At 60.1% G+C, this 22,615-nt stretch carries 22 protein-coding genes, 5 tRNA genes and 1 pseudogene; 10 read left to right on the forward strand and 18 right to left on the reverse strand.

What is annotated here, in order from left to right; translation table 11 throughout:
- Positions 1-194 precede the first annotated feature (194 nt).
- On the forward strand, positions 195-1,190 hold the full coding sequence (gene cra / locus AB4P96_RS27630) for a catabolite repressor/activator (RefSeq protein WP_017138305.1): 996 nt from the start codon (positions 195-197) through the stop codon (positions 1,188-1,190).
- Positions 1,191-1,192: 2 nt separating this feature from the next.
- Entirely contained in the window at positions 1,193-1,969 is a 777-nt protein-coding gene (locus tag AB4P96_RS27635) for a TatD family hydrolase (RefSeq protein WP_017138306.1), read from the forward strand.
- Here AB4P96_RS27635 and AB4P96_RS27640 read toward each other — a convergent pair.
- From AB4P96_RS27640 to AB4P96_RS27665, 6 genes and pseudogenes are all read right to left on the reverse strand, one after another.
- Entirely contained in the window at positions 1,916-2,344 is a 429-nt protein-coding gene (locus tag AB4P96_RS27640; RefSeq protein WP_017138307.1) for a hypothetical protein, read from the reverse strand. The genes AB4P96_RS27635 and AB4P96_RS27640 overlap by 54 nt on opposite strands.
- A gap of 126 nt (positions 2,345-2,470) precedes the next feature.
- Positions 2,471-3,400 (reverse strand): methyl-accepting chemotaxis protein, encoded by a 930-nt coding sequence (locus AB4P96_RS27645; RefSeq protein ID WP_395601004.1) that lies wholly within the window; start codon positions 3,398-3,400, stop codon positions 2,471-2,473.
- Positions 3,377-4,468, reverse strand: a pseudogene (locus AB4P96_RS27650) (methyl-accepting chemotaxis protein); the annotation flags it as partial. The pseudogene AB4P96_RS27650 and the gene AB4P96_RS27645, both read right to left, overlap by 24 nt.
- 495 nt (positions 4,469-4,963) lie before the next feature.
- The gene (gene ampE, locus AB4P96_RS27655; protein ID WP_395600318.1) at positions 4,964-5,800 is read right to left on the reverse strand and encodes a regulatory signaling modulator protein AmpE; all 837 of its coding nucleotides are present in this window, start codon (positions 5,798-5,800) and stop codon (positions 4,964-4,966) included.
- Positions 5,797-6,360: a 1,6-anhydro-N-acetylmuramyl-L-alanine amidase AmpD gene (gene ampD / locus AB4P96_RS27660; RefSeq protein ID WP_099550501.1), complete on the reverse strand. Its 564-nt coding sequence runs from the start codon at positions 6,358-6,360 to the stop codon at positions 5,797-5,799. Before ampD ends, ampE begins: the two co-directional genes overlap by 4 nt.
- Before the next feature lie 61 nt (positions 6,361-6,421).
- Positions 6,422-8,578, reverse strand: a complete 2,157-nt coding sequence (locus AB4P96_RS27665) for a DUF1631 domain-containing protein (protein ID WP_395600319.1) — start codon at positions 8,576-8,578, stop codon at positions 6,422-6,424.
- Between the two features lie 244 nt (positions 8,579-8,822).
- On the opposite strand from AB4P96_RS27665, the gene nadC reads away from it, so the two are divergent.
- On the forward strand, positions 8,823-9,671 hold the full coding sequence (gene nadC / locus AB4P96_RS27670; protein WP_186618175.1) for a carboxylating nicotinate-nucleotide diphosphorylase: 849 nt from the start codon (positions 8,823-8,825) through the stop codon (positions 9,669-9,671).
- Between the two features lie 54 nt (positions 9,672-9,725).
- Here nadC and AB4P96_RS27675 read toward each other — a convergent pair whose 3' ends face one another.
- The 3 genes from AB4P96_RS27675 to AB4P96_RS27685 all read right to left on the reverse strand — a co-directional run bounded on the left by AB4P96_RS27675 (position 9,726) and on the right by AB4P96_RS27685 (position 10,748).
- The gene (locus AB4P96_RS27675) at positions 9,726-10,031 is read right to left on the reverse strand and encodes a DUF6388 family protein (protein ID WP_017134512.1); all 306 of its coding nucleotides are present in this window, start codon (positions 10,029-10,031) and stop codon (positions 9,726-9,728) included.
- A 166-nt stretch (positions 10,032-10,197) separates the two neighbouring features.
- Positions 10,198-10,270 (reverse strand) — tRNA-Thr (locus AB4P96_RS27680).
- 64 nt (positions 10,271-10,334) lie between these two features.
- Complete coding sequence (locus AB4P96_RS27685) at positions 10,335-10,748, reverse strand: pilin (protein ID WP_017134511.1); 414 nt, start codon at positions 10,746-10,748, stop codon at positions 10,335-10,337.
- Positions 10,749-10,950: 202 nt separating this feature from the next.
- On the opposite strand from AB4P96_RS27685, the gene AB4P96_RS27690 reads away from it, so the two are divergent.
- The 4 genes from AB4P96_RS27690 to yacG are packed head-to-tail and all read left to right on the forward strand — an operon-like array spanning position 10,951 to position 13,839.
- Positions 10,951-12,159: a type II secretion system F family protein gene (locus AB4P96_RS27690; RefSeq protein ID WP_395600320.1), complete on the forward strand. Its 1,209-nt coding sequence runs from the start codon at positions 10,951-10,953 to the stop codon at positions 12,157-12,159.
- Positions 12,156-13,022 (forward strand): A24 family peptidase, encoded by an 867-nt coding sequence (locus AB4P96_RS27695; protein ID WP_275942351.1) that lies wholly within the window; start codon positions 12,156-12,158, stop codon positions 13,020-13,022. The genes AB4P96_RS27690 and AB4P96_RS27695 overlap by 4 nt, the downstream gene beginning before the upstream one ends.
- Positions 13,019-13,642, forward strand: a complete 624-nt coding sequence (coaE, locus tag AB4P96_RS27700; protein ID WP_017134508.1) for a dephospho-CoA kinase — start codon at positions 13,019-13,021, stop codon at positions 13,640-13,642. The genes AB4P96_RS27695 and coaE overlap by 4 nt, the downstream gene beginning before the upstream one ends.
- Entirely contained in the window at positions 13,639-13,839 is a 201-nt protein-coding gene (gene yacG, locus AB4P96_RS27705; RefSeq protein WP_017134507.1) for a DNA gyrase inhibitor YacG, read from the forward strand. The genes coaE and yacG overlap by 4 nt, the downstream gene beginning before the upstream one ends.
- On the opposite strand, the gene AB4P96_RS27710 is transcribed toward yacG, so the two are convergent.
- Together AB4P96_RS27710 and AB4P96_RS27715 are read right to left on the reverse strand one after the other, a co-directional pair.
- A complete protein-coding gene (locus AB4P96_RS27710) occupies positions 13,836-14,051 on the reverse strand; it encodes a hypothetical protein (RefSeq protein ID WP_003171680.1) in 216 nt (71 codons plus the stop codon). The genes yacG and AB4P96_RS27710 overlap by 4 nt on opposite strands.
- Positions 14,052-14,125: 74 nt before the next feature.
- On the reverse strand, positions 14,126-14,815 hold the full coding sequence (locus AB4P96_RS27715) for an energy-coupling factor ABC transporter permease (RefSeq protein WP_099550506.1): 690 nt from the start codon (positions 14,813-14,815) through the stop codon (positions 14,126-14,128).
- A gap of 129 nt (positions 14,816-14,944) precedes the next feature.
- Between AB4P96_RS27715 and AB4P96_RS27720 the strand changes: the two genes are divergently transcribed.
- The 3 genes from AB4P96_RS27720 to AB4P96_RS27730 all read left to right on the forward strand — a co-directional run bounded on the left by AB4P96_RS27720 (position 14,945) and on the right by AB4P96_RS27730 (position 17,196).
- Positions 14,945-15,574, forward strand: coding sequence for a DUF1780 domain-containing protein (locus AB4P96_RS27720; protein WP_017134504.1), 630 nt, complete (start codon positions 14,945-14,947; stop codon positions 15,572-15,574).
- An 89-nt stretch (positions 15,575-15,663) separates the two neighbouring features.
- Positions 15,664-15,837 carry a DUF3094 family protein gene (locus AB4P96_RS27725; RefSeq protein ID WP_017134503.1) on the forward strand — a complete coding sequence of 58 codons (174 nt, stop codon included), beginning with the start codon at positions 15,664-15,666 and terminating at the stop codon, positions 15,835-15,837.
- A gap of 60 nt (positions 15,838-15,897) precedes the next feature.
- Positions 15,898-17,196 (forward strand): NAD(P)/FAD-dependent oxidoreductase, encoded by a 1,299-nt coding sequence (locus tag AB4P96_RS27730; protein ID WP_017134502.1) that lies wholly within the window; start codon positions 15,898-15,900, stop codon positions 17,194-17,196.
- 190 nt (positions 17,197-17,386) lie between these two features.
- On the opposite strand, the gene AB4P96_RS27735 is transcribed toward AB4P96_RS27730, so the two are convergent.
- From AB4P96_RS27735 to rluD, 7 genes are all read right to left on the reverse strand, one after another.
- Positions 17,387-17,463 (reverse strand) — tRNA-Pro (locus AB4P96_RS27735).
- Positions 17,464-17,557: 94 nt separating this feature from the next.
- A tRNA-Lys gene (locus tag AB4P96_RS27740) sits at positions 17,558-17,633 on the reverse strand.
- A 5-nt stretch (positions 17,634-17,638) separates the two neighbouring features.
- Positions 17,639-17,715 (reverse strand) — tRNA-Pro (locus tag AB4P96_RS27745).
- A 10-nt stretch (positions 17,716-17,725) separates the two neighbouring features.
- Positions 17,726-17,801 (reverse strand) — tRNA-Asn (locus AB4P96_RS27750).
- Positions 17,802-18,104: 303 nt separating this feature from the next.
- Positions 18,105-20,669, reverse strand: a complete 2,565-nt coding sequence (gene clpB, locus AB4P96_RS27755; protein WP_017137594.1) for an ATP-dependent chaperone ClpB — start codon at positions 20,667-20,669, stop codon at positions 18,105-18,107.
- Positions 20,670-20,818: 149 nt separating this feature from the next.
- Complete coding sequence (gene pgeF / locus AB4P96_RS27760; RefSeq protein WP_177033704.1) at positions 20,819-21,544, reverse strand: peptidoglycan editing factor PgeF; 726 nt, start codon at positions 21,542-21,544, stop codon at positions 20,819-20,821.
- The gene (rluD, locus tag AB4P96_RS27765) at positions 21,541-22,503 is read right to left on the reverse strand and encodes a 23S rRNA pseudouridine(1911/1915/1917) synthase RluD (RefSeq protein WP_017137596.1); all 963 of its coding nucleotides are present in this window, start codon (positions 22,501-22,503) and stop codon (positions 21,541-21,543) included. Before rluD ends, pgeF begins: the two co-directional genes overlap by 4 nt.
- Between the last annotated feature and the right edge of the window lie 112 nt (positions 22,504-22,615).

Genomic DNA, 22,615 nt, shown 5'->3' on the forward strand with positions numbered 1-22,615 from the left:
AGTCACTCAGTGGCGAACATCGTAAAAATACGCTTGCTGAAACGTTTAATCTAGAATTTATGGCAGATTATGCGCTAATTATGCAAGCTTGAAGGACCACTCGGCACTTGAGCTCAGACAATAGTCGTGTGCAGGAATCGGTTACGATTGGACAAAATGTCGGGGCAAGCTCTAAAAAACAAGGAAATCCCGGTTTGAAACTCAGTGATATCGCACGTCTGGCCGGTGTGTCCGTTACCACCGCCAGCTATGTCATCAACGGCAAGGCCGAACAGCAACGCATCAGCAGCGCCACCGTCGAGCGTGTGCGTGCTGTGGTCGAAGCCCATGGCTTTACGCCCAACCCTCAGGCCGCCGGGCTGCGCAGTCGGCACACGCGCACCTTGGGCTTTATCTTGCCCGACCTGGAAAACCCCAGCTACGCACGCATCGCCAAGCTGTTGGAACAAGGCGCGCGGGCGCGCGGCTACCAACTGCTGATCGCCAGCTCCGATGATGAAGCCGACAGCGAACGCCAACTGCTGCAACTGTTCCGCGCGCGGCGCTGCGATGCACTGTTCGTGGCCAGTTGTTTGCCGGCCAGCGATGACAGCTACCGTGAGCTGCAAGCCAAGGGCCTGCCGGTGATCGCCATCGACCGGGTGATGGAACCCGGGCAGTTCTGCTCGGTGGTCAGCGACGACCGCCAGGCCTGCCAGCAACTCACCAGCAGCCTGTTGCAGCCGCTGCCCAAGCAGATCGCGCTGATCGGCGCACACCCCGAACTGAGCATCAGCCAGGAACGCGCTGCCGGTTTCCGTGAAGCCTTGAGAGACTTCAAGGGCGACGTGCTGATCGAGCAGGGTGAAGCCTTCAGCCGTGACTGTGGCCGCCAACTGATGGAAGAACTCCTGCAACGCCTGGGGCATTTGCCTGACGCGCTGGTGACGACTTCCTACGTGCTGCTGCAAGGTGTGTTCGACGCGTTGCATGACTTCCCGCTCAAGTCCCGGCCGTTGCGCCTGGGCACGTTCGGCGACACCCAACTGCTCGACTTCCTGCCCTTGCCGGTCAACGCCATGGCCCAGCAACATCAACTGATCGCCGACACCGCCCTGCGCCTGGCCCTGGCGGCCATCGAAGAAGAACAGTATGAGCCCGGCGTGCATGCCATCGGCCGGACCTTCAAGCAGCGCATTCACGAGGCTTGAGCGTGGAGCTGATCGACACCCACACCCACCTGGACTTCCCGGATTTCGACACGGATCGCCGGGCAGTTCTCGCCCACAGCCGCCAACTCGGCGTGCAGCGCATGGTGGTGCTGGGTGTGTATCAGCAGAACTGGCAACGGCTGTGGGATCTGGTGCAGGACGATGAAAGTTTATTTGCCGCCTTCGGCCTGCACCCGGTGTATCTGGAAGATCATCGCCCCGCCGACCTGATCGAGTTGGGTGATTGGCTGACCCGTCTACAGGGCCATCGGCAACTGTGCGCCGTCGGTGAGATCGGGCTGGATTACTTCCTCGAACAACTGGACCGCGAACGTCAGCAAAGCCTGTTTGAAGCGCAGCTGAAACTGGCTGTGGATTTCCAGCTCCCAGCCCTGCTGCACGTGCGCCGCAGCCACGCGGCAGTGATCGCCACCCTCAAACGCATCCGCCTGCCGCGCGGCGGCATCATTCATGCGTTTGCCGGCAGCGTTGAGGAGGCCCGCGAATACATCAAACTCGGCTTTAAACTGGGCCTGGGCGGCGCGGCCACTTGGCCCCAGGCGCTGCGTATGCACAAGGTGCTGACCCAGCTGCCGCTTGAGGCGCTGGTGCTGGAAACCGATTCGCCGGACATGGCGCCGGCCATGTACCCCGGCCAGCGCAACAGCCCGCAACACCTGCCGGCTATCTGCGACGCCTTGGCCGAACGCATGGGCATCAGCCCTTCAGTGCTGGCCGAAACGAGCACACGCAACGCGTGCGAGCTGTTCAACTGGTAGCACGTTGACCACCTGCAAATCCAAGGTCAGTCGCTGCCGGTGGCGCACGTAACGCAGCGTCAGAAAGTGCATAAGTACCACTATCAATGAAACGTTGAGCTGCCCGACCATACTGATCAGGCCGAGCCACTCGGCCACCATCGCCACGATCAGCACCGCGCTGGTCAGTACCATCATGCTGGGGTGCACCATGGCCCAGTGGTCCAAGGATTTGAACTGGCGCAGTTGCCTGGGGCAGTTCAACTCCAGGACCCGCTGACAATACGGGCAATCAAACGGCTCACGGATGGCAATGGCGTTCAATTGCCAGGGCTTGAGTTCGAAGGTGATGTCGCAATGGGCGCAGTGCCCTTTGATGCCGATAACCGCCGTCATCGCGTTGCCTCCCGAGTACCCGGATTGGGTGAAACAAATTCTCACCCAATCACATGATCAAAACAGGCACACCGAAAAATAAGGACAGGCACCACAAACCATCAAGCCTATTCCTATGCGCAGGTCTTACACACGAAACGCCCCGATCAAGTGCTTCAGTTCAATGACCTGCAACGACAGCTGCCGGCTGGCGGCCTCGGTCTGCTGCGCGCCCTGGGCCGCATGTTCGCCGGCTCGATTGATTTCGACGATGTTTTGGTCGATATCCTGCGCGACTGCGGTTTGCTGCTCGACGGCGGCGGCGATCTGCTGGTTCTGATCGACGATCATGCCCACGGCGCCAAGGATATTTTCCAGGGCCTGCTGGACCTTTTCCGACTGAGCCACGGTACCATCGGCCATGGTATGGCTGGTGCCCATGGCCTTCACCGCTGCGCCTACACCGCTGTGCAAACGGCTGATCATCTGTTCGATTTCTTCGGTGGAATGCTGCGTGCGCCGGGCCAGGGTGCGCACCTCATCGGCCACCACCGCAAAACCACGCCCCTGCTCACCGGCGCGCGCCGCCTCGATCGCCGCATTGAGCGCCAGCAGGTTGGTTTGCTCGGCGATGCTTTTGATCACTTCCAGCACGCTGCTGATGGACTGGCTGTCGGCGGCCAGTTGATTGATCACCCGCACCGATTCATCAATCTCCGACGCCAGGCGCGCAATGCTGCCCTGCTGGGATTGCACCAGGCCACGGCCGGTGACGGTTTCGTGGTTGACGCTTTGGGCGCTATTGACCGCCGCGGCCGCGCTGCGTGCCACTTCCTGGGCGGTGGAAGACATCTGATTCATCGCCGTCGCCACCTGTTCAATCTGGCTGCGCTGGCCGGACACCGCCTGATTGCTTTGCGAAGACACGGCCTGCACCTGGCCGGCTTGCAGCTCGACCTGGCTAACGGTGTGCCCCACGCGTTCGATCAAGTCGTGGATCTTGGCCACAGTGCCGTTGAACACTTGGCCCAGGTCGCCCAGTTCATCGCGACTGTGGGCCACAAACGTGACGGTCATGTCGCCGGCCGCCACCTTGTCCATCATCGCGCCCAGTCGGCGCAAGGTGGTGCGCGTGGAGGCATAGAAGCCTGCATACAAATAGAAGATCAGCAAGAACACCGCCACCAGGGCACACACCAGCACCACCATGTGCGTGCGGTTTTGCGCCAGGCGCTGCTGCAGTTGCTGCTCAAGGAACCTCAGGGTGGTGTCATTGAGCTGGTAGGTCTGGGCCATCAGTCGGCTGACATCTTCGTAGAACCCCTGCCACGGCGCGTCGAGGGTTTGCGCCATGACGACCTGCTCTTCAAACAACTCGCTGCCTTGTTTGAGGCTGGCACTGCTGGCCTGGGCCAAGCTGTCGAGCGCCGTGTGCGCGGCGGTACTGGCGCCCAGGGCATCCTGCAGCTTCAAGGCGTATTCAGCCTGGAGTTTTTCCAACTGTTGCAACAGTTCGTCAAAGCGCGTGCTGGAGGATGAATTGAGAAAGCCCTGGCCGAGGGAGTACGCACCCATGGCCCGCCCTTCGCCGAGGGTTTGGGTGACTTGCGCGGTGACGCTGGTGAGCAGCTCACTGAGCTGGCGCAAATCACTCTGAGGGTCGCGGCTCAAGCCGGACTGGCTGGCAATGATCTGGCTCAACATCTGCGCCTTGTTGAGTAATTTGCCGATCAGCGCGCTTTTGCTCAGCAGCGAGGTTTCCTGCTGCTGGGCCTTGAAGGCGGCGATTAACTCGTCGCGTTTGCCGTCAAAGGCGCTGGCTTGCTCAGCGTCGGCGGTCATGGCGTTGAGGCTTAGCAGGCGGCTCAGTACGCTCTGCTCAAGGGTACTGATCTTGCCTTCGAGGTCGCCGGCCTTACCTGATTGCCCCAGCACCGCGTTGATCTGCACCTGATTGTTCAGTGTCTCCAGATCGCGCCGCAGGGCCAGGCTGCTGCCGAGCAAATCGAGGCTTTGCAGTTCAATGCGGGTGCCCTGGAATTGCGACCAGGAGTCACGCACCAGAAAATAGTTGGTCGCCAGCATCGGCAGCAGGAACAGCACGCTGATCAGGCTGAACTTCATGCCAAAACTCAGGCGGTTCATCAGGGCGACAGCGGGATAGAGCAAGCGCTTCACGGGTGAGCTCCCTTTCTTATTTTTATTGAGGCGCAGGGCGGCGGCAGATAGCCACTATTTGGCGCTCTGACTGTATAGCTCAATTTGAAAGGGAGTTTTGTAACGTAAGGTTAACGGCTTGGAAATTCACCACAGACCCAATGTGGGGATGCAGGCACCTTGGTGTATCAGGCATACCGAGTTGATGCGATCGCAGCATAGGTATCTACACAACTTTTGAAGGCAGCCACTTTCTCCTGTGGCGAGCAGGCTTGCCCTGCGTTGGGCTGCGAAGCAGCCCCAGTAAAGGCACTGCAATTTTCCTGAAAGAACTCAGCGTCTGGGTTTGGGGCCGCTTCGCAGCCCAACGCAGGGCAAGCCTGCTCGCCACAACAGCCTAACCGGTTGTGTAGATACCTATGGCCATCGCAGGCAAGCCAGCTCCCACACTTTGACCGCATGCAGCCATCCTGTTGCGAGGAGCTAAGGCAACACCGTCCAGATCGCGAACCCGGCATACCACAGCACCGCAGCCCGCAGCAGCAGTTCCCACAGACGATCCAGGCTGTTGATGCCATCGGCCCCCACCACCGGTGGTGGAATTTCAGCCGCCACCAAGCCAACTTTTTCCATCAGTTGCGCAGCGCTGATGTCCCAGCTCAACAGCTCATGCAGCATCACCCGGCTGACCGCGACAAAGTTACCCACCAGGGCAAAGCTGGCCGCCAACAGACGCACCGGCAGCCAATCAAATGCGTGACGCAATTGCCCGGCGCGTTCGGCGACCAGCGGGTTCTGGCTGTTCTCGCTGGCCAATGCCAACAGGCGATAAGCCAGGGCCGCGACCGGGCCAAGCAGGAAATACCAGAAAATCACCGCAAAAAAGCTTTGGTAGGCCTGCCACAGCAAATGGCCTTGAACCCGCTCCAGCAGTTGCTCGCCACTGTCGGCGGCCACCTTCAGGTCGCGCTCGGCAACGTGCTCGGCAGCTTGCAGGTCACCGCGCCGCCAGGCGTCGCGAAACGGCCCAAGCTCGCCCAGCAGGTCGCCGCGCCCCAGGCTGTAGATCACCACCAGCAAATGCACCGGCAGCGCCAACAGGCCATAAGCCACGGGCTCCAGCATCAACAGCAACAACCCCAGCACGGCCACCGGCAACAACACCAGCAGTACCAGGATCAGCCAAGGCTGCTTGCCCATGCGCGGGCTCGACTCCAGCTTGGCCAGCTCGCGCAGCCATCCGCCGTCACGTTGCAACCGCCGACGCAGGGCCGAGAACTTCTCGATCCACACCGCCAGCACCAACACCAGGAAACTCATCGTGCGTGTCCTCCATCCTGCAGGGCGCTGCGAAAGCGCGTCCAATCAAAAGCCGGGCCTGGATCGGTCTTGCGTCCCGGTGCGATATCACTGTGACCACAAATACGCTGCTGGGTAATGCCTGGGTAGGCCGACAACAGTTGCCGGGCCAGGTCGATCAGCGACACATATTGCGCATCGGTGAACGGTAGCTCGTCCGTGCCTTCCAGTTCGATCCCGAGGGAAAAGTCATTGCACACTTCACGCCCCTCGAAACTGGACACCCCGGCATGCCAGGCACGCTCCAGGCACGACACAAATTGTGTCACCAAGCCGTCGCGCTCAATCAGAAAATGCGCAGACACCCGTAGGCTGGCAATGCTTTCAAAGTAGGGATGCTCCGTGACGTCCAGGCGGTTCTGGAAAAACTCCTGCACTTTGCCAGTAGCAAACTGCCCCGGTGGCAGGCTGATGTTATGCACCACCAACAGTGAGATCTCGCCGGCGGGGCGCTCGTTGAAGTTGGGCGACGGGCAATGACGGATGCCCTGGCACCAACCGCTGGTGGGGTCCAACTGCATACGGGTTCCTTGAATGAGACGAGGTGTTACCAGTATGCCGCGTTCAGCCCTGCGGTTGCGATCACTTGCCGCGATTGAGTTGGCGCAGCGTGCCAATCACCGACGTCAGCGCGCGGTCGAACAGCAGCCCCTCATCAAGGCTGCGCAGCGCGCCCTGCTTGAGGGCCATGGCCAATTGGCCGGCACTTTTCTCGAGGGCTTTGAGCCCGGTGCGGCTGACAAAAATATAGCGGTTGGCCGGCGCCATGATGGCCTTCAGCTTGCAACGCAGCCGGCTGCCGTCCTCCTGCTGGAACTCAAACCAGTGACCAATGTGCAACTGCTGGACCTTGAGCAACTCCGGATCATCACTGGGCAGACTCGGGATGGCGTCAGGTACCTCGTTACTGAGCGAAAACGGCTCACGCACCTCGATCAGCGTGTCCAGGCGCTCGCCTTCGAACGACTGCAGGTGCATGGCCTGCAAACGTACAAAAAATTCGCGGGTGCTGAAGGGGTCGAACGCAGCACTGGTCAACCCATCACGCAAGGCTTTGAGCAGGCCGGGCAGTTGCTCAAGCAAGTGCCGGCCGGCCTCGGTGTCTTTTTGCAGGCTGACGCTCCAGATCAATTCGTCCATGGTGCGCACGGCCGCCTGCCATTGCACTGACTGCTCGCCCTGCTTGAGGCTGGCCAGCAACAGCACCTGGCTCCAGGCCTGCTGGATAAACTGCACCACGGACTGCGGCAACACTCGGCCCACCAACCGTCGATTGAGCACCTCGGCCACCCGCTGACGCGCGGCGTCTTTGCGCACCCGGCCTTCTTCGGCCTCACAGGTGTGCTGTTCGAGCAACTCGCTGCGGTGGCGCTCGTCGGCAGTAGAGGCACTGAACTGCGCCAGCACCTGGGGGAAAATCGCCAGGTCTTCAACGAACTCATTCAACAGCCGTTGCACCACCTGCTCAGTGCGCAGGTACAGGCTGTCACGCTGATAATCATCGCGCGGGCTCCATGTCATGGCGGCGCTGGCGATTTCATTGAGCAGACGTCGCGCCGGGTGGCTGGCACGGCTGAAAAAACTCTTGTCCAGCACCGCCACTTTCAACAGCGGAATCTGCAAGCGTGCGATCAAGGCCTTGAATACGTCAGGCACGCAGTGGTCAGTGAGGATGAACTCGAACAACAGCGCGACCAGGTTGATCACATCCTCATCGGCGTCTTCCACCACACGGGACTTGCCGCTCTTGACGCTCACGCGAGTCAGCAACTGCTCAAGCTGGTTACGCAGGTCGAAGTCGTCTTCGGCTTCTGGCTCCGGCACGTATTGTTGCAGGTGGGAGAGCAGGCGCAGCAAATCGCGGGTGGCGATGGGCTGGGGTTCGGCGCTGGCTTCCAGGGTGGGCGCGACGCTGCCACGCACGGCAGCGAGCAACTTCTGCAACGCGGCGAAGGCTTGCTGGCCGTTTTCATCCATGGGCTGATCAACGGCCTGCACACTGCCTTCGCGCTGCTGCTCGCGAGCTTCACGCCCACCTGGGCGGCGTGACGGCACAGCCTTGAGCTGCGGCAAAACGCCAGTGGCAACCAGCAGTTGGTTGGCCTCGGCGTACAGTTGGTCGGCGTCACTGAGCACATACTTTTCGAACAGCTTGAGCATGATCAGCTTGACGCGAATCTCCACCCCCAGGCTGCGCCCCGCACGCAGGAAGAACTCGCACAGCAGTGCCGGGCCCAGCGGGTTATCGCGCTCATCCAGGGGGTTGCCGAGCAGCGCACCCAGGCGCGCGGTTAATTGCCCCAGCGCCAGGCCATCGCGATGGCGCACCCGGCCGAGCATGGCCTCCAGCGCGACGGCTTTTTCCAGCTCATCACTGGACGTACCCGGCGCCGCCTCATAGGACACCATCGGCACCAGGTGAAACTCACCGCGCTCGGCCTGGCCCAGGTCGATAAATGCGGCGAACAATTGCTCCATGAACACGCGCTCGAAATTCTTGCGCTTGAGGCGCAGGTCACGCATGGCTTCAAAGAAAATATGGTGGTCGACGTTGCTGCGGGCCTTGTCGGCCATTTCAAACAAGGTGTCGTCAGCGTTATCGAACAGCTCCTGCAAACCTTGCTGCAACTGCTGTGCAGCCTTGTCGCGAACCTGCAGCAACACCACCGGCAGGCGCGCGAGCGGCGATGGCGTGGCCTGTGCCCGATTGATGGGCACCACCTTTCCGTCAATGTGCATCCTGGCCTCCTGAAACGGCGGTGATGAGTTGGGGAAAAATCGGCTACAGGCCCCATCGGGCTGCAAACACCGGTTATCTCCAAGGACGTCAAAGCTATGACGCCAATCGCAAGGCGCGAGATTATCTTGCAAATGGGGGCTGTTGCGCCAGTGAACTCTGCCAATGCGCTGTAAATGAGTGGCGAGTATGGGTTCGGCGGCGCGCTGCCCCTATAATCGAGGCACTTTGTTTGTGGAGCCTGTTATGCCGAATCTCCGTCTTGCCGACCTCACCGCCGAAATCGAAGCCAACGTGCGCCGCGCACTGCTGGAAGACATCGGCAGCGGCGACATCACTGCGCAACTGATCCCGGCCGAACGGCTGGCCAAGGCCACCATCATTACCCGCGACGCAGCCGTTATCGCCGGCACCGCCTGGGTGGACGCGGTGTTCCGCCAGCTCGACCCACGGGTTGCGGTGCATTGGCAGGTGGCCGACGGCGAGCGTGTGAGCCCCAATCAAGTGCTGTTCCACCTTGAAGGCCCGGCACGCTCACTGCTGAGCGGCGAAAGGTGTGCGCTGAATTTTCTGCAGATGTTGTCAGGCGTCGCCACGCGCGCGCAGTACTTGGCGGACTTTGTCGCCAGCACTCAGGTCAAGTTGCTGGACACCCGCAAAACCCTGCCGGGCCTGCGCCTGGCGCAGAAGTACGCCGTGACTTGCGGCGGTTGCCACAACCATCGCATCGGGTTGTATGACGCGTTCCTGATCAAGGAAAACCATATCGCCGCCTGTGGCGGGATTGCCGAGGCGATTACCGCCGCCCACAAGATCGCGCCGGGCAAGCCAGTGGAAATCGAAGTGGAAAGCCTGGAGGAGCTGCGTGAAGCACTGGCGGCGGGCGCCGATATCATCATGCTCGACGAATTGAGCCTGGATGACATGCGTGAGGCCGTGCGCCTGAATGCCGGCAAGGCCAAGCTGGAAGCCAGCGGCGGGATCAATGAAACCACCTTGCTGCCTATCGCGCAGACCGGGGTGGATTACATTTCCATCGGTGCGATGACCAAGGATGTGAAGGCGGTGGATTTGTCGATGCGCCTGAGCACCTGAGCAAGCAACATCCGAGCAAAAGGAGCGAGGTTGCTCGCTCCTTCAATTTCGCGCTCAGATCGCGAGATTATTCATCCCGCAATACTCGTTCCAGTCAACGCCCAGTACCTCGGCGGCCTCCTTGTGCAAGGCCAGGCGCGCCGCTTCGAACTCTTGCGGCGTCGAGGTGTACTTGAGGGTCAGTTCCCATGGCTGCAGGCCCTGGGCCTCGGCCTCATCCTCGAAGGCCCACTGGATCTGGTCCTTTTGATCATCGGCGCTCAGGTCCTTGATCTCGTCGAGCAGTTCCGGCGATTCCGCGACGTATTTTTTGAGGGCTGCTTCGTGCCGCTGTTCCTGGGTCATTTCTTGTGTGGTCATGTTGTTCTCTTAGATCATGGAATGGGGATGCATCTGGGTCATCAAGGTTGCGCAGATACAAAAGAGTGGGCACGAATGCCGCCTCGTCTGGCCTTCAGAACCATTCTGGGATCATCTGAAAACGTTGCCTTTGAAACAGTGTCGCCGTTGAAACAGTGTTGCCTTGTGCCCGAGACAGGAGTCGAACCTGCGACCTTCGCGTTACGAGTGCGCTGCTCTACCAACTGAGCTACACGGGCGGTGGGCTAAAGCTAGCACCGCATTGGGCAGGCAGCAACAAACTCGCTGACCGCCCGGCAGGCATTACGCCCCGTCGGCGCCGCAACCCTTGGCGGCGTACTGCGCCTCGACCGTGGTGGCACAGGCCCAACCCTGGGTGGCGCTGCGCGTCAAGGTGATGGTCTTGCCCAGTACCGGCGCAGGTGCATCGAGGATTTCGCAGGTAATGGAACCGACGCCCGTGGCCACATCGCCGGTTACGGTGATCGTGCAGTTGGCAGTCGGGCTGGTGCCACCAATCAAAGGCAAGGTCGGCACAGTGCCCTGGTTAAGGGTGTCTTCAAAACCGGCCTTCAACGCCGCAATTTCAGCCAGCCCCGCCGTGAACTTGGCCTTGGCCTGGTGCTTGGTGTACATGGGCAGACCGATGGTGGCCAAAATGCCGATGATTGCCACGACGATCAACAACTCGATCAAGGTAAAGCCTTTCTGACGCATCACATTCACTCTCCAGAATAAAAACCTTATCAAGGCGCGTCCTGCGCCCCGCAGTGTGCAGCGGCGCCAGTGTACTCATCCGTGAGCGCCCAATTGTGGGTAAGACGCACATTCTGACATTTTATCGTGCGCCCACGAGCGGTCCGAATCCGTCATCTGACTAAGCTATAAATCTACGACGACCTGTGTGCGGACCTGTGCCATGAATGACGCTTCAACGATCTACGCCTGGGAAGGCACCAACCGCAAAGGCCGCCGGGTGTCCGGGCAAGCCACCGGGCATAACCTGGCACTGATCAAGGCACAGCTGCGCCAGCAGGGGATTTACCCCGGACGCGTGCGCAAAAAGGCTTCGCACCGGCCATATTTTGCCGCGCCGATAAAACCCGCCGACATCGCGCTGTTCACGCGCCAATTGGCGACCCTGTTAAAGGCAGGCACTGCGCTGCTGCAGGCGTTCGACATCATCTGCGAAGGCTTCGAAAACCGGCAGATGCGCGCGTTGATAAAAGGCTTGAAGCAGGAGATTGCCGCCGGTAGTAGCCTGGCAGCAGCGCTGCGCAAACAGCCGCGTCACTTTGATGACTTGTATTGCAACCTGATTGCCGCAGGCGAACAGGCAGGCGCCCTGGAAACATTGCTCGAACGGGTGGCGATTCACCTGGAAAAAAGCCAGCAGCTCAAGGCGCGAATCAAAAAAGCCATGACCTACCCTATCGCCGTGATCGTCGTCGCCTGCCTGGTCAGCGCAGTTTTGCTTATTCACGTGGTGCCGCAGTTCCAGAACCTCTTCGCCGGGGTAAACGGCCAACTGCCGGGCTTTACCTTGCTGGTGATTGCGCTGTCCAACTTCCTGCAGCACGCCTGGTGGATGCTTGCCTTGGGGCTGAGTATGGCAATAACTGCGCTGCGCCATGCCTATCGGGCTTACCCGGGGTTTCGTGACGGGCTGGATGCCGCTTTGTTGAACGCGCCCCTGGCTGGCACACTGCTGAGGCGCTCAGCCATCGCCCGTTACGCCCGTACACTTTCAACCACCTTTGCCGCGGGCGTGCCATTGGTGCAGGCTCTGGACTCCGTGGCAGGCGCGGCAGGTAATGGGTTGTTCACAAAGGCGATCGAACATATGCGGCACGATGTATCCACAGGTGTGCCGTTGAACCAGTCCATGGCCCACAGCGGGCTGTTCCCCGGCATGGCCATCCAGATGACGGCCATCGGTGAAGAGTCGGGCACCCTGGACCTCATGCTGGATAAAGTCGCCAACCACTATGAAGCCGATGTGGAAAACCTGGTCGATAACCTCACCAGCCTGATGGAGCCACTGATCATGGTGGTGTTGGGGGGCATTGTCGGCGCGTTGGTGATTGCGATGTATCTGCCGGTGTTCCAGTTGGGGTCGGCGTTTTGAGCCTGCTGCTGGGTGAACAACCCTGGGTCTTTGTCGGGATGGCGTTGGTGCTCGGCCTGATCGTCGGCAGCTTTCTCAACGTGCTGGTGTGGCGCCTGCCGAAGATGCTCGTGCGCGAATGGCGCGCCCAGGCCCAGGAAATACTCGGCCTGCCGGCCGACCCCGCCGGCCCTGTCTACAACCTGATGCATCCCAACTCGTGCTGTGCGCATTGCAGCCAGCCGATTCGCCCCTGGGAAAATATCCCGGTACTCAGCTACCTGCTACTCAAGGGGCGCTGCGCCCGCTGCCGCGAGTCTATCAGCGCGCGTTACCCCTTTACCGAACTGGCCTGTGCGCTGCTCTCGGCCATGGTCGCCTGGCATTTTGGCTTCGGCTGGCAAGCTGGCGCAGTGATGCTGCTGAGTTGGGGCCTGCTGGCGATGAGCCTGATCGACATCGATCATCAACTGCTGCCGGATGTGCTGGTGTTGCCACTGCTGTGGCTGGGGCTGGTCCTCAATAGCGGCGGCTTGTTGGCGACGCTGCCCGATGCGCTGTGGGGCGCAGTCATAGGCTATGTGTGCCTGTGGAGCGTGTTCTGGGTGTTCAAGGTGGTCACCGGCAAGGACGGCATGGGTTATGGCGATTTCAAGCTATTGGCCCTGCTCGGTGCCTGGGGTGGTTGGCAGATCCTGCCGATGACGCTGCTGATAGCGTCGCTGCTGGGCGTGTTCGCAGGCCTTGTCCTGATGCGTTTGCGCAAGTCCCAGGCATCGGTGCCGATGCCATTTGGCCCGTGCCTGGCAATTGCCGGCTGGATTGCATTGCTCTGGGGTGGTCAAATAACCGACTTCTATTTGCAGTCTGTCGGTTTCAGATGACCACTTGTGTCGCAACACCCTGGATTCTAGGCCTCACCGGCGGCATCGGCAGCGGTAAAAGCGCGGCCGCCCAGCACTTTATCGACCTGGGCATTGACCTGGTCGATGCCGACCATGCCGCACGCTGGGTGGTCGAACCCGGCCGGCCAGCACTCGCACGCATTGCCGAGCATTTTGGTGCAGGTGTGCTGCAGGCGGACGGCCAGTTGGACCGCGCCGCCCTGCGCAAGCTGATCTTTGAAGTTCCCGAAGAACGTCGCTGGCTGGAAGCCCTGCTGCACCCGTTGATTGGCGAAGAAATTCGCAGCCATCTGGCGCGTGCGCAATCGCCTTACGCGATCCTGGTCTCACCGCTGCTGATCGAGTCCGGCCAGTACAGCATGACCCAGCGCATCCTGGTGATCGACGTGCCGCAATCGCTGCAGATTCAGCGTACCCTGCAGCGCGACGGCATCAGCGAACAGCAGGTGCAGGCGATCCTCAAGGCTCAGTCCAGCCGTGAAGACCGTCTGAACCATGCCGATGACGTGCTGGTCAACGACAAGGACCTCGCCTGGCTGCACAGCGAGGTCGAGCGACTGCACCACTTTTACCTTACTTTGCGTGGAGGCCGATCATGAGCCAACCCTTGACCGTCGACTGCCCAACCTGCGGCGCACCCGTGGAATGGAAACCCGACAACCTCAACCGGCCGTTCTGCTCGGACCGCTGCAAGCTTATCGACCTTGGCGCCTGGGCCGCGGAAGAACACAAGATTCCGGTGAGCCCGGATGCCGAGGACGAGCTGTTCTCAGAAGACCTGCCGCCGCGCCACTAAGGCCGCATAAAGGCGTATTCCTGCTGGTCGTCGAGGTTTTCTGCAAGGTATTGCAGCTCGTCGGCCAGGTCTTCAAAACTGCGCACACCCTTGCTCTGCTGCACCACCGCACTGAGCATGGCGCGCAGGGTAAGGCCTGGGTCAAAACCGATTTCCTGTGCCGCATCCTGGCTTCTGCGCAACTCTTGCCGCGCCCATTCGTACACACTCATAGTCTGTGCCCCGCCCTGCTCAGTAAAATTTCGCAGAGCATGGGCCTGCGCGGCCGCCTGGGATTTGATCTGGATCAACGCCGCGAATCGTCATCCTTCCACGGCGCCGACAGGTAGCGCGTACGGTTGAAGGTCTCCAGCCATTCCGGGCAGAACACCACCAGGGCACTGACGACCATGCCGTTGATAAACGCCTCGGGGAAGATGATCAGCCACAGGTAACCGACGAAGTCTTCCAGCCACTCGGGCATGGCAAAACGGCCGTCAAACCACAACAACCCCAACGCCGCCAGCAGGCACAGCAGTGCCGACAGCGCTGCGGCGAAAAAGCCGGAACAGAAGATATACACAAAGGGGTTGCGCGGTTGCGCCCGCTCCACCAGCAGCGCGCAGGTCTCGGTGACCAGCACCGGCAAACCAATCAGCAGCAAACCATTGACCCCGACCGCCGCCAGGTCCTGGCGCCCCAGCAGCACCAAACCCAATTGCGCGGCCAACCCGCCGACGATAGCCAGGGGCCAATCCAGCAGCAGGGTCACGGCGGTCATGCCGATAAAGTGGTAAGACACACCGGTGTCGAAATCCCGCCGTACCAGCCAGAGCATAAACAGGGCAAACACGGTGCCGAACAGCAAATGCTGGCGCCGCCGGTCGGCAAACAACTCGACCCACGGTGCGCGCAGGATCGCCCACATGACCAATGGCGCGTAAAACAGCCAGCCAATGATGAGCGTTTGCGGCGCCAACACTGCAGCGCTGATCACGAGCGTAATGCCTTTGCAGAAAACCTCACCACACACCTCGTCCATGCAGTTGCTGTTGAATGAGCAGTCTACACCGGCGTTTCAAAGCAAGACTTCCTGCGGTCATCAATTGGACGCTAAGCTGCCAATATGGATGACTCAGATTATTTGCGCCTGCTCACCGTAGCGGCCGAACAAGCCAATGCGTTCCTGTCCAATGCCCGCAAATGGGAGCGTGAGCGTTGGGTCTGCCAGCGCCTGCTGCAAGGCTTGAACGTGCCTTACCGTGCCGAAGAGTTTCACCCCGCCGGCCAAGAGCCGCCGGACGTGTTGTTTCGCGACGCCAGTTTCGAAGTTTTTTTCGTATTGGATGAAGGCCGGCGCCTGAACGACGAATGGCGTGATGAGTTGCTGCGGCGGCGCAGTGCGTTTTCCTTGAGCCAGTTGGTGCGACGCGAAGCCAAGCCACGGCGCATTCCGGCCCATGAATTCCTGCTGCGCCTGGCGCCGACGTTGCGCAAAAAGGCACATAACTACAAAGAACGCGGCATAGACCTGGGCGAGTTGGACCTGATTGCCTTCACCAGCCTCAAGCGTGAAGTGCTGGACCTCAACAGCCATTTCCCACCGCCTACCGAATACCTGCGCCAAGGCTGGCGCTCGCTGTCGTTGGTAGGCCCGACCTTTGCGCGCGTACTGTTTGCCCACCCGGACGCACCGGACTTCTTGCGCAACAACCTGGGGCGCAGCATAGTATTCGATGTGGGCATCAGCCTGTGACGCGGGCACCGGCTACGCTTGCGGCGAGCCCGCCAACCTTCTGGCTGTAACGTGGCGCCCTTTTGCAACGTCTACCTGACGAGGCCTTTATGACCAGCCGCCTGAACCCCGATGACCAACAGCATGTCGAAGAGTACCTGCAACTCTCCCAAAACCGAGTCGAGCGCAAGCCTTTCCGGCCGTGGCTGCTCCTGGGTGTGGTGCTGTTGGTGGTGATCGGGCTCGGCCTGCTGAGCCGCCTTTTGAGTTACCTGACGCTATGAGCTGCATCGCGCTCGCGAGGGTAACTGCTCCGATTTCTTTTAGCCTTGCGAGATATCCCCATGACCCATCGTATTATTATCGTCGGCGGCGGCGCCGGCGGCCTGGAGTTGGCTACCCGCCTGGGTAAGACTCTGGGCAAGCGCGGCACCGCCAGCATCACGCTGGTGGACGCCAACCTCACCCATATCTGGAAACCGCTGCTGCACGAAGTGGCCGCCGGTTCGCTGAACTCTTCGGAAGACGAGCTCAATTACGTCGCCCAGGCCAAATGGAACCACTTCGAGTTCCAACTGGGGCGCATGAGCGGGCTTGACCGTGAACAGAAAAAAATTCAGCTGGCCGCGACCCTCGATGAAGAAGGCCGTGAACTGGTGCCTGCGCGCGTGCTGGGTTATGACAGCCTGGTGATCGCGGTCGGCAGCACCACCAACGATTTCGGCACCGAGGGCGCGGCGCAACACTGTCTGTTCCTCGACACCCGCAAACAGGCCGAGCGCTTCCATCAACAATTGCTCAACCACTATCTGCGCGCCCATGCGGGCCAGACCGACGTGGAAGAGAACATCAGCGTCGCTATCGTCGGCGCCGGCGCGACGGGCGTCGAGTTGGCTGCCGAGTTGCACAACGCCGCCCATGAACTGGCCGCCTATGGCCTGGACCGCATCAAACCGGAAAACATGCACATCACCCTGATCGAAGCCGGCCCACGGGTATTGCCCGCGCTGCCGGAGCGGATCGGCGGGCCTGTGCACAAAACCCTGGAGAAACTTGGGGTAACGGTACTGACCAACTCGGCGGTCAGCGAAGTGACCGCGGATGCGTTGATCACCAGCAGCGGCCAGGTCATTCCAGCGAGCCTCAAGGTCTGGGCTGCGGGTATCCGCGCACCGGCCTTCCTCAAGGATATTGACGGGCTGGAAACCAACCGCATCAATCAATTGCAGGTATTGCCGACGCTGCAAACCACCCGTGATGAAAACATCTTCGCCTTTGGCGACTGCGCCGCCTGCCCGCAACCGGGCACCGACCGCAATGTGCCGCCACGCGCCCAGGCCGCTCACCAGCAGGCTTCACTGTTGGCCAAGTCGCTGAAACTGCGGATCGAAGGCAAGGACCTGCCGTCCTACAAGTACACCGACTACGGTTCGCTGATCTCGCTGTCGCGTTTTTCGGCGGTGGGTAACTTGATGGGCAACCTGACGGGCAGCGTGATGCTCGAAGGCTGGCTGGCGCGGATGTTCTACGTGTCGCTGTACCGCATGCACCAGATGGCGCTGTACGGGTTCTTCCGCACGGCAATGCTGATGCTGGGCAGCAAGATTGGGCGTGGGACTGAGCCTCGGCTCAAGCTCCATTAACAGCACAAACTAATGTGGGAGCTGGCTTGCCCGCGATGGCGATCGATCAGCACAAGATGCACAGGCTGATACACCGCTATCGCAGCGGTGCGACGATTCGACAAGCCAGCTCCCACATTTTTTGCGTAATATTTAAGATTTGCGCGCACAAAAAAAATCCCCGTATCTTTCGATACGAGGATTTTTAATATGGTCGGGGTAAGGGGATTCGAACTCCTGACATCCTGCTCCCAAAGCAGGCGCGCTACCGGACTGCGCTATACCCCGGTAAAAAAAAGGCGACCTCTCAGTCGCCTTCTTCGATCAGTGCTTTTGGCCTCTGATCTTAAGATTCGATTCCAGCGTTAACTGGTCTCAAAAATGGTGGGTCGTGTGGGATTCGAACCTACGACCAATTGGTTAAAAGCCAACTGCTCTACCAACTGAGCTAACGACCCAAAAATGGTCGGGGTAAGGGGATTCGAACTCCTGACATCCTGCTCCCAAAGCAGGCGCGCTACCGGACTGCGCTATACCCCGGTTTTGAAATTGGCTCCGTGACCAGGACTCGAACCTGGGACCCAATGATTAACAGTCATTTGCTCTACCGACTGAGCTATCACGGAACTACATATTTCAAATTTACAACTTCTACTGCTTTACAACCTTCTCATCGGCTTGTCCGTATCGCTACGTTCACGTCTCTGAGGCGCGCTATTCTACAATCTTAAAAACCCCTGTCAACCCTTTAAATTGCTTTTAAGACAATGATTTGCGCTTGTTTCTGATTTCTTCTTGGGGAGAAGAAACCCGTGGGCTGACGTTGCTGCGGGGCGCACTTTACAAGCCTTTGCCTTACAGTTCAACGCCCTATCGAAAAAAAAGGCCCCGCAATGCGGGGCCTCCTCTTATCGCCTTACAGTCTGGGCTTAGTGGAAGACGATTTCGTCGTTTTCCACCGTGGCCGCCACGCTGGTCCCCGGCATGAAGCTGCCCGACAGGATCAACTGCGCCAACGGGTTCTCGATCCAGCGCTGTATCGCACGTTTCAGAGGCCGTGCGCCGTACACGGGGTCGTAACCCACCGCGATCAGCTTGTCCAACGCCTCGCTGCTCAGCTCCAGGTCAAGCTCACGCTCGGCCAGGCGGCTACGCAGACGGCCCAACTGGATCTCGGTAATACCCGCGATCTGATCCCGCGCCAGAGGCTCGAAGATCACCACTTCATCGACCCGGTTGATAAATTCCGGGCGGAAGTGCGAGGTCAGCGCATCCATCACCGCAGCGCGCTGGGCCTCACGATCACCGACCAGCTCCTGGATCTGCGCCGAGCCCAGGTTAGAGGTCATCACGATCACCGTATTGCGAAAGTCCACCGTGCGCCCGTGGCTGTCCGTCAACCGGCCATCTTCCAGCACCTGCAGCAAGATGTTGAACACATCCGGGTGGGCCTTCTCGACCTCATCCAGCAGGATCACCGAGTAAGGCTTACGCCGCACGGCTTCGGTCAGGTAACCGCCTTCTTCATAGCCCACATAGCCTGGTGGAGCACCGATCAGGCGCGCCACCGAGTGTTTCTCCATGAATTCGGACATATCGATGCGCACCATGGCCTCTTCAGTATCAAAGAGGAACTCGGCCAATGCCTTGCACAGCTCGGTCTTACCCACGCCGGTTGGGCCGAGGAACATAAACGAGCCGCTCGGACGATTCGGGTCGGACAAACCGGCCCGCGAACGCCGTACCGCATTGGACACTGCCACCACGGCCTCTTCCTGGCCGATGACGCGCTGGTGCAGCAGGCTTTCCATTTTCAGCAGCTTGTCGCGCTCGCCTTCAAGCATTTTCGACACGGGAATGCCGGTCCACTTGGAGACCACTTCGGCAATTTCTTCCTCGGTCACCTTGCTGCGCAGCAGCTGATTCTCGGGCTTGCCGTGCTGGTCAACCATTTGCAGGCTGCGCTCCAGGTCCGGGATCACCCCGTACTGCAACTCGGCCATGCGGTTCAGGTCGCCTTTACGGCGCGCTGCTTCCAGCTCCTGACGGGACTGCTCGATCTTTTGCTGGATCTGCGCAGAACCCTGCACTTCGGCTTTTTCCGAGGTCCAGATTTCTTCGAGGTCCGAATACTCGCGTTCCAGACGCAGGATTTCTTCCTGAAGTTTTTCCAGGCGTTTCTTCGCTGCGTCGTCCTCTTCTTTCTTAAGTGCCTGGGATTCAACTTTCAGCTGAATCAGGCGCCGATCCAGGCGGTCGAGCACTTCCGGCTTGGAATCGATCTCCATGCGAATGCGGCTGGCCGCTTCGTCGATCAGGTCGATGGCCTTGTCCGGCAACTGACGGTCGGTGATATAGCGATGGCTCAGTTTGGCCGCCGCAATGATCGCGCCGTCAGTGATCGCCACCTTGTGGTGCACCTCATAACGCTCTTTGAGGCCACGCAGGATGGCGATGGTGTCTTCTTCGCTCGGTTCTTCCACCAATACTTTCTGGAAGCGGCGCTCAAGGGCCGCGTCCTTTTCAATGTACTGGCGGTATTCGTTGAGCGTGGTCGCGCCAACGCAATGCAACTCACCGCGCGCCAACGCCGGCTTGAGCATGTTGCCGGCGTCCATCGAACCTTCGCCCTTGCCGGCGCCGACCATGGTGTGCAGTTCATCGATAAACAGAATGATCTGCCCTTCCTGTTTCGACAGTTCATTAAGCAGGGACTTCAGGCGTTCTTCGAACTCGCCACGGAACTTGGCACCGGCGATCAGCGAACCCATGTCCAGCGACAACAAGCGCTTGCCTTTAAGGCCGTCCGGCACTTCACCATTGATGATGCGCTGGGCCAGGCCTTCGGCAATCGCGGTCTTACCCACGCCAGGCTCACCGATCAGCACAGGGTTGTTCTTGGTGCGGCGTTGCAACACCTGGATGGTGCGACGAATTTCGTCGTCACGGCCGATCACCGGGTCCAGCTTGCCTTCTTCGGCGCGCTTGGTCAGGTCGACGGTGTATTTGTCCAGGGCCTGGCGCGACTCCTCATGATTGGGGTCATTCACCGCCTCGCCGCCACGCAGGTTGTTGATGGCGTTTTCCAGAGCTTTTTTGCTCACGCCTTGGCCCAGCAACAATTTGCCAAGCTTGCTGTTGTCGTCCATCGCGGCGAGCAGCACCAGTTCGCTGGAAATGAACTGGTCACCTTTCTGCTGGGCCAGGCGATCGGCCTGGTTAAGCAGGCGCGCCAAGTCCTGCGACATGTTCACGTCGCCGGTAGGGTTTTGGATTTTCGGCAGTTGGTCGAGCTCTTTGCTCAACTCCTTGCGCAAGCTGTTGACGTCAAAGCCCACCTGCATCAGCAAGGGTTTAATAGAACCACCTTGCTGTTCCAGGAGCGCCTGCATCAAGTGCGCAGGCTCAATCGCCGGGTGGTCGAGGCCGACCGCCAGGGATTGGGAATCCGAGAGTGCCAACTGCAATTTGCTGGTTAAACGATCAATACGCATTAGTCACCTTCCTTTTGAGCAGGCCGGAGCTAGAAATACACATCCTGAATGAAGAAACCTGCCAGATACCCTTATAGATGGGGTGGATTCTGGAAGATTCAAGCAACTGATCCTTGATGTGGATCAGCATTGACCCAAGTCAGGAGAGTCTAGCGCTCAAGCCAGATAAGGGAGGCGAACCGACCGGTGCGCGGGCTGCGACGATAGGAAAAGAAGCGTGGGTCGGTAACGGTGCATAAACCGCCACCATATACAGCGGTGACACCGCGCGCGGCCAGGCGCAGGCGCGCCAACTGGTAAATATCGGCCATGTACTTGCCGGGGTTGCGGCTAGGTACAAAGGCCTCGGCCGTGGTCGGCAATTGCTGCATGAAGGCTTCACGCACTTCGGGGCCGACCTCAAACGCTTGCGGGCCAATGGCCGGGCCTAGCCACACCAGTACTTCATCGGGCTCGGCATTCAAGCTTTCAAACGCAGCCTCCAATACACCGGCCGCCAGCCCGCGCCAACCGGCATGGGCAGCCGCCACACGTGTGCCGGCGCGGTTGCAGAACAACGCGGGCAGGCAATCGGCGGTCATTGAGGTGCAGGCGACGCCGGGCGTGCTGGTCCAACTGCCATCCGCTTCGGCAATGCGATCCGGATCAGCCTCGACCACGCGCACCCCGTGGACTTGGCGCAGCCAGGCCGGCTGAATATCAAAGGTATCAGTGAGGCGGCGGCGATTTTCAAGGACGGCCTCAAGGCTGTCCTCGACATGATCGCCCAGATTAAGGCTGTCGAACGGCGCCAGACTGACGCCGCCCGCACGGGTGGTGACGCAGGCTTTGACTCCCGACGGCGCGGGCCAGTCAGGAATCAGCCAGTCACTCATCCTACAAACGCCTCGCGATCCTGCTTGAGCAGCGACAACAACCAGACCAGATCGTCCGGCAGAGGCGATTCCCAGCTCATCCGCTTACCGCTCGTCGGATGATCCAGCTCCAGGAAACGTGCATGCAGTGCCTGGCGCGGGAAGGTTTTCAGCGATTCAACCATGGTCTGGCTGGCCGCTGGCGGAATACGGAAGCGACCACCGTAGGCCGGATCTCCGACCAACGGGAAGTTGATGTGCGCCATATGCACGCGAATCTGGTGCGTGCGGCCGGTCTCCAGCTTCACCCGCACATGCGTGTGGGAGCGGAAACGCTCCAGCACACGGTAGTGGCTGACGGCCGGCTTGCCGCCTTCCATCACAGCCATACGCTGGCGCTGCTGGCCGTGGCGGCCGATCGGGGCGTTGATCTTGCCACCCGCCACCACCACGCCGATCACGATGCATTCGTAGATCCGGCTGACACTGCGGGCCTGCAATTGTGTGACCAACTGCGTCTGCGCCTGAATGGTCTTGGCCACCACCATCAAGCCGGTGGTGTCCTTGTCCAGGCGGTGCACGATGCCGCAGCGCGGCACGTTGACGATGTCCGGCACGTGGTGCAACAAGGCATTGAGCAAAGTGCCATCAGCGTGCCCGACCGCCGGGTGAACCACCAGGCCTGCAGGTTTGTTGATGACCAGGATGTCATCGTCTTCATAGACGATATCCAGCTCGATGTCTTGGGCGACCCATTCTCCCTGGGCTTCCTGCTCGGCAGTCAGCTCAAGAATCGCACCGCCATGGACTATGTCTCGCGGGCGGATAACCGCTCCATCCACAGTCAGGCGGCCGTCTTTGATCCAGGCGGAAAGGCGCGAGCGCGAGTGCTCAGCGAATAATTGTGCGGCGACTTGATCGAGGCGTTGGCCGCCCAATTCGGACGGCACCTCTGCGCGAAGTTCAATTTTATCGGACATGCTCAGACTAGGCGTGGCACAGCCTTTGGTTTCGGCTGCGCGCTTGTGGTTAAATACGGCGTCTTTTGCCCCGAGGCTTTCAACGGGGCGCTCATCATAACAGGACGGCCCC

Source organism: Pseudomonas sp. B19125 (assembly GCF_044218855.1).
Taxonomy (GTDB): domain Bacteria; phylum Pseudomonadota; class Gammaproteobacteria; order Pseudomonadales; family Pseudomonadaceae; genus Aquipseudomonas; species Aquipseudomonas edaphica.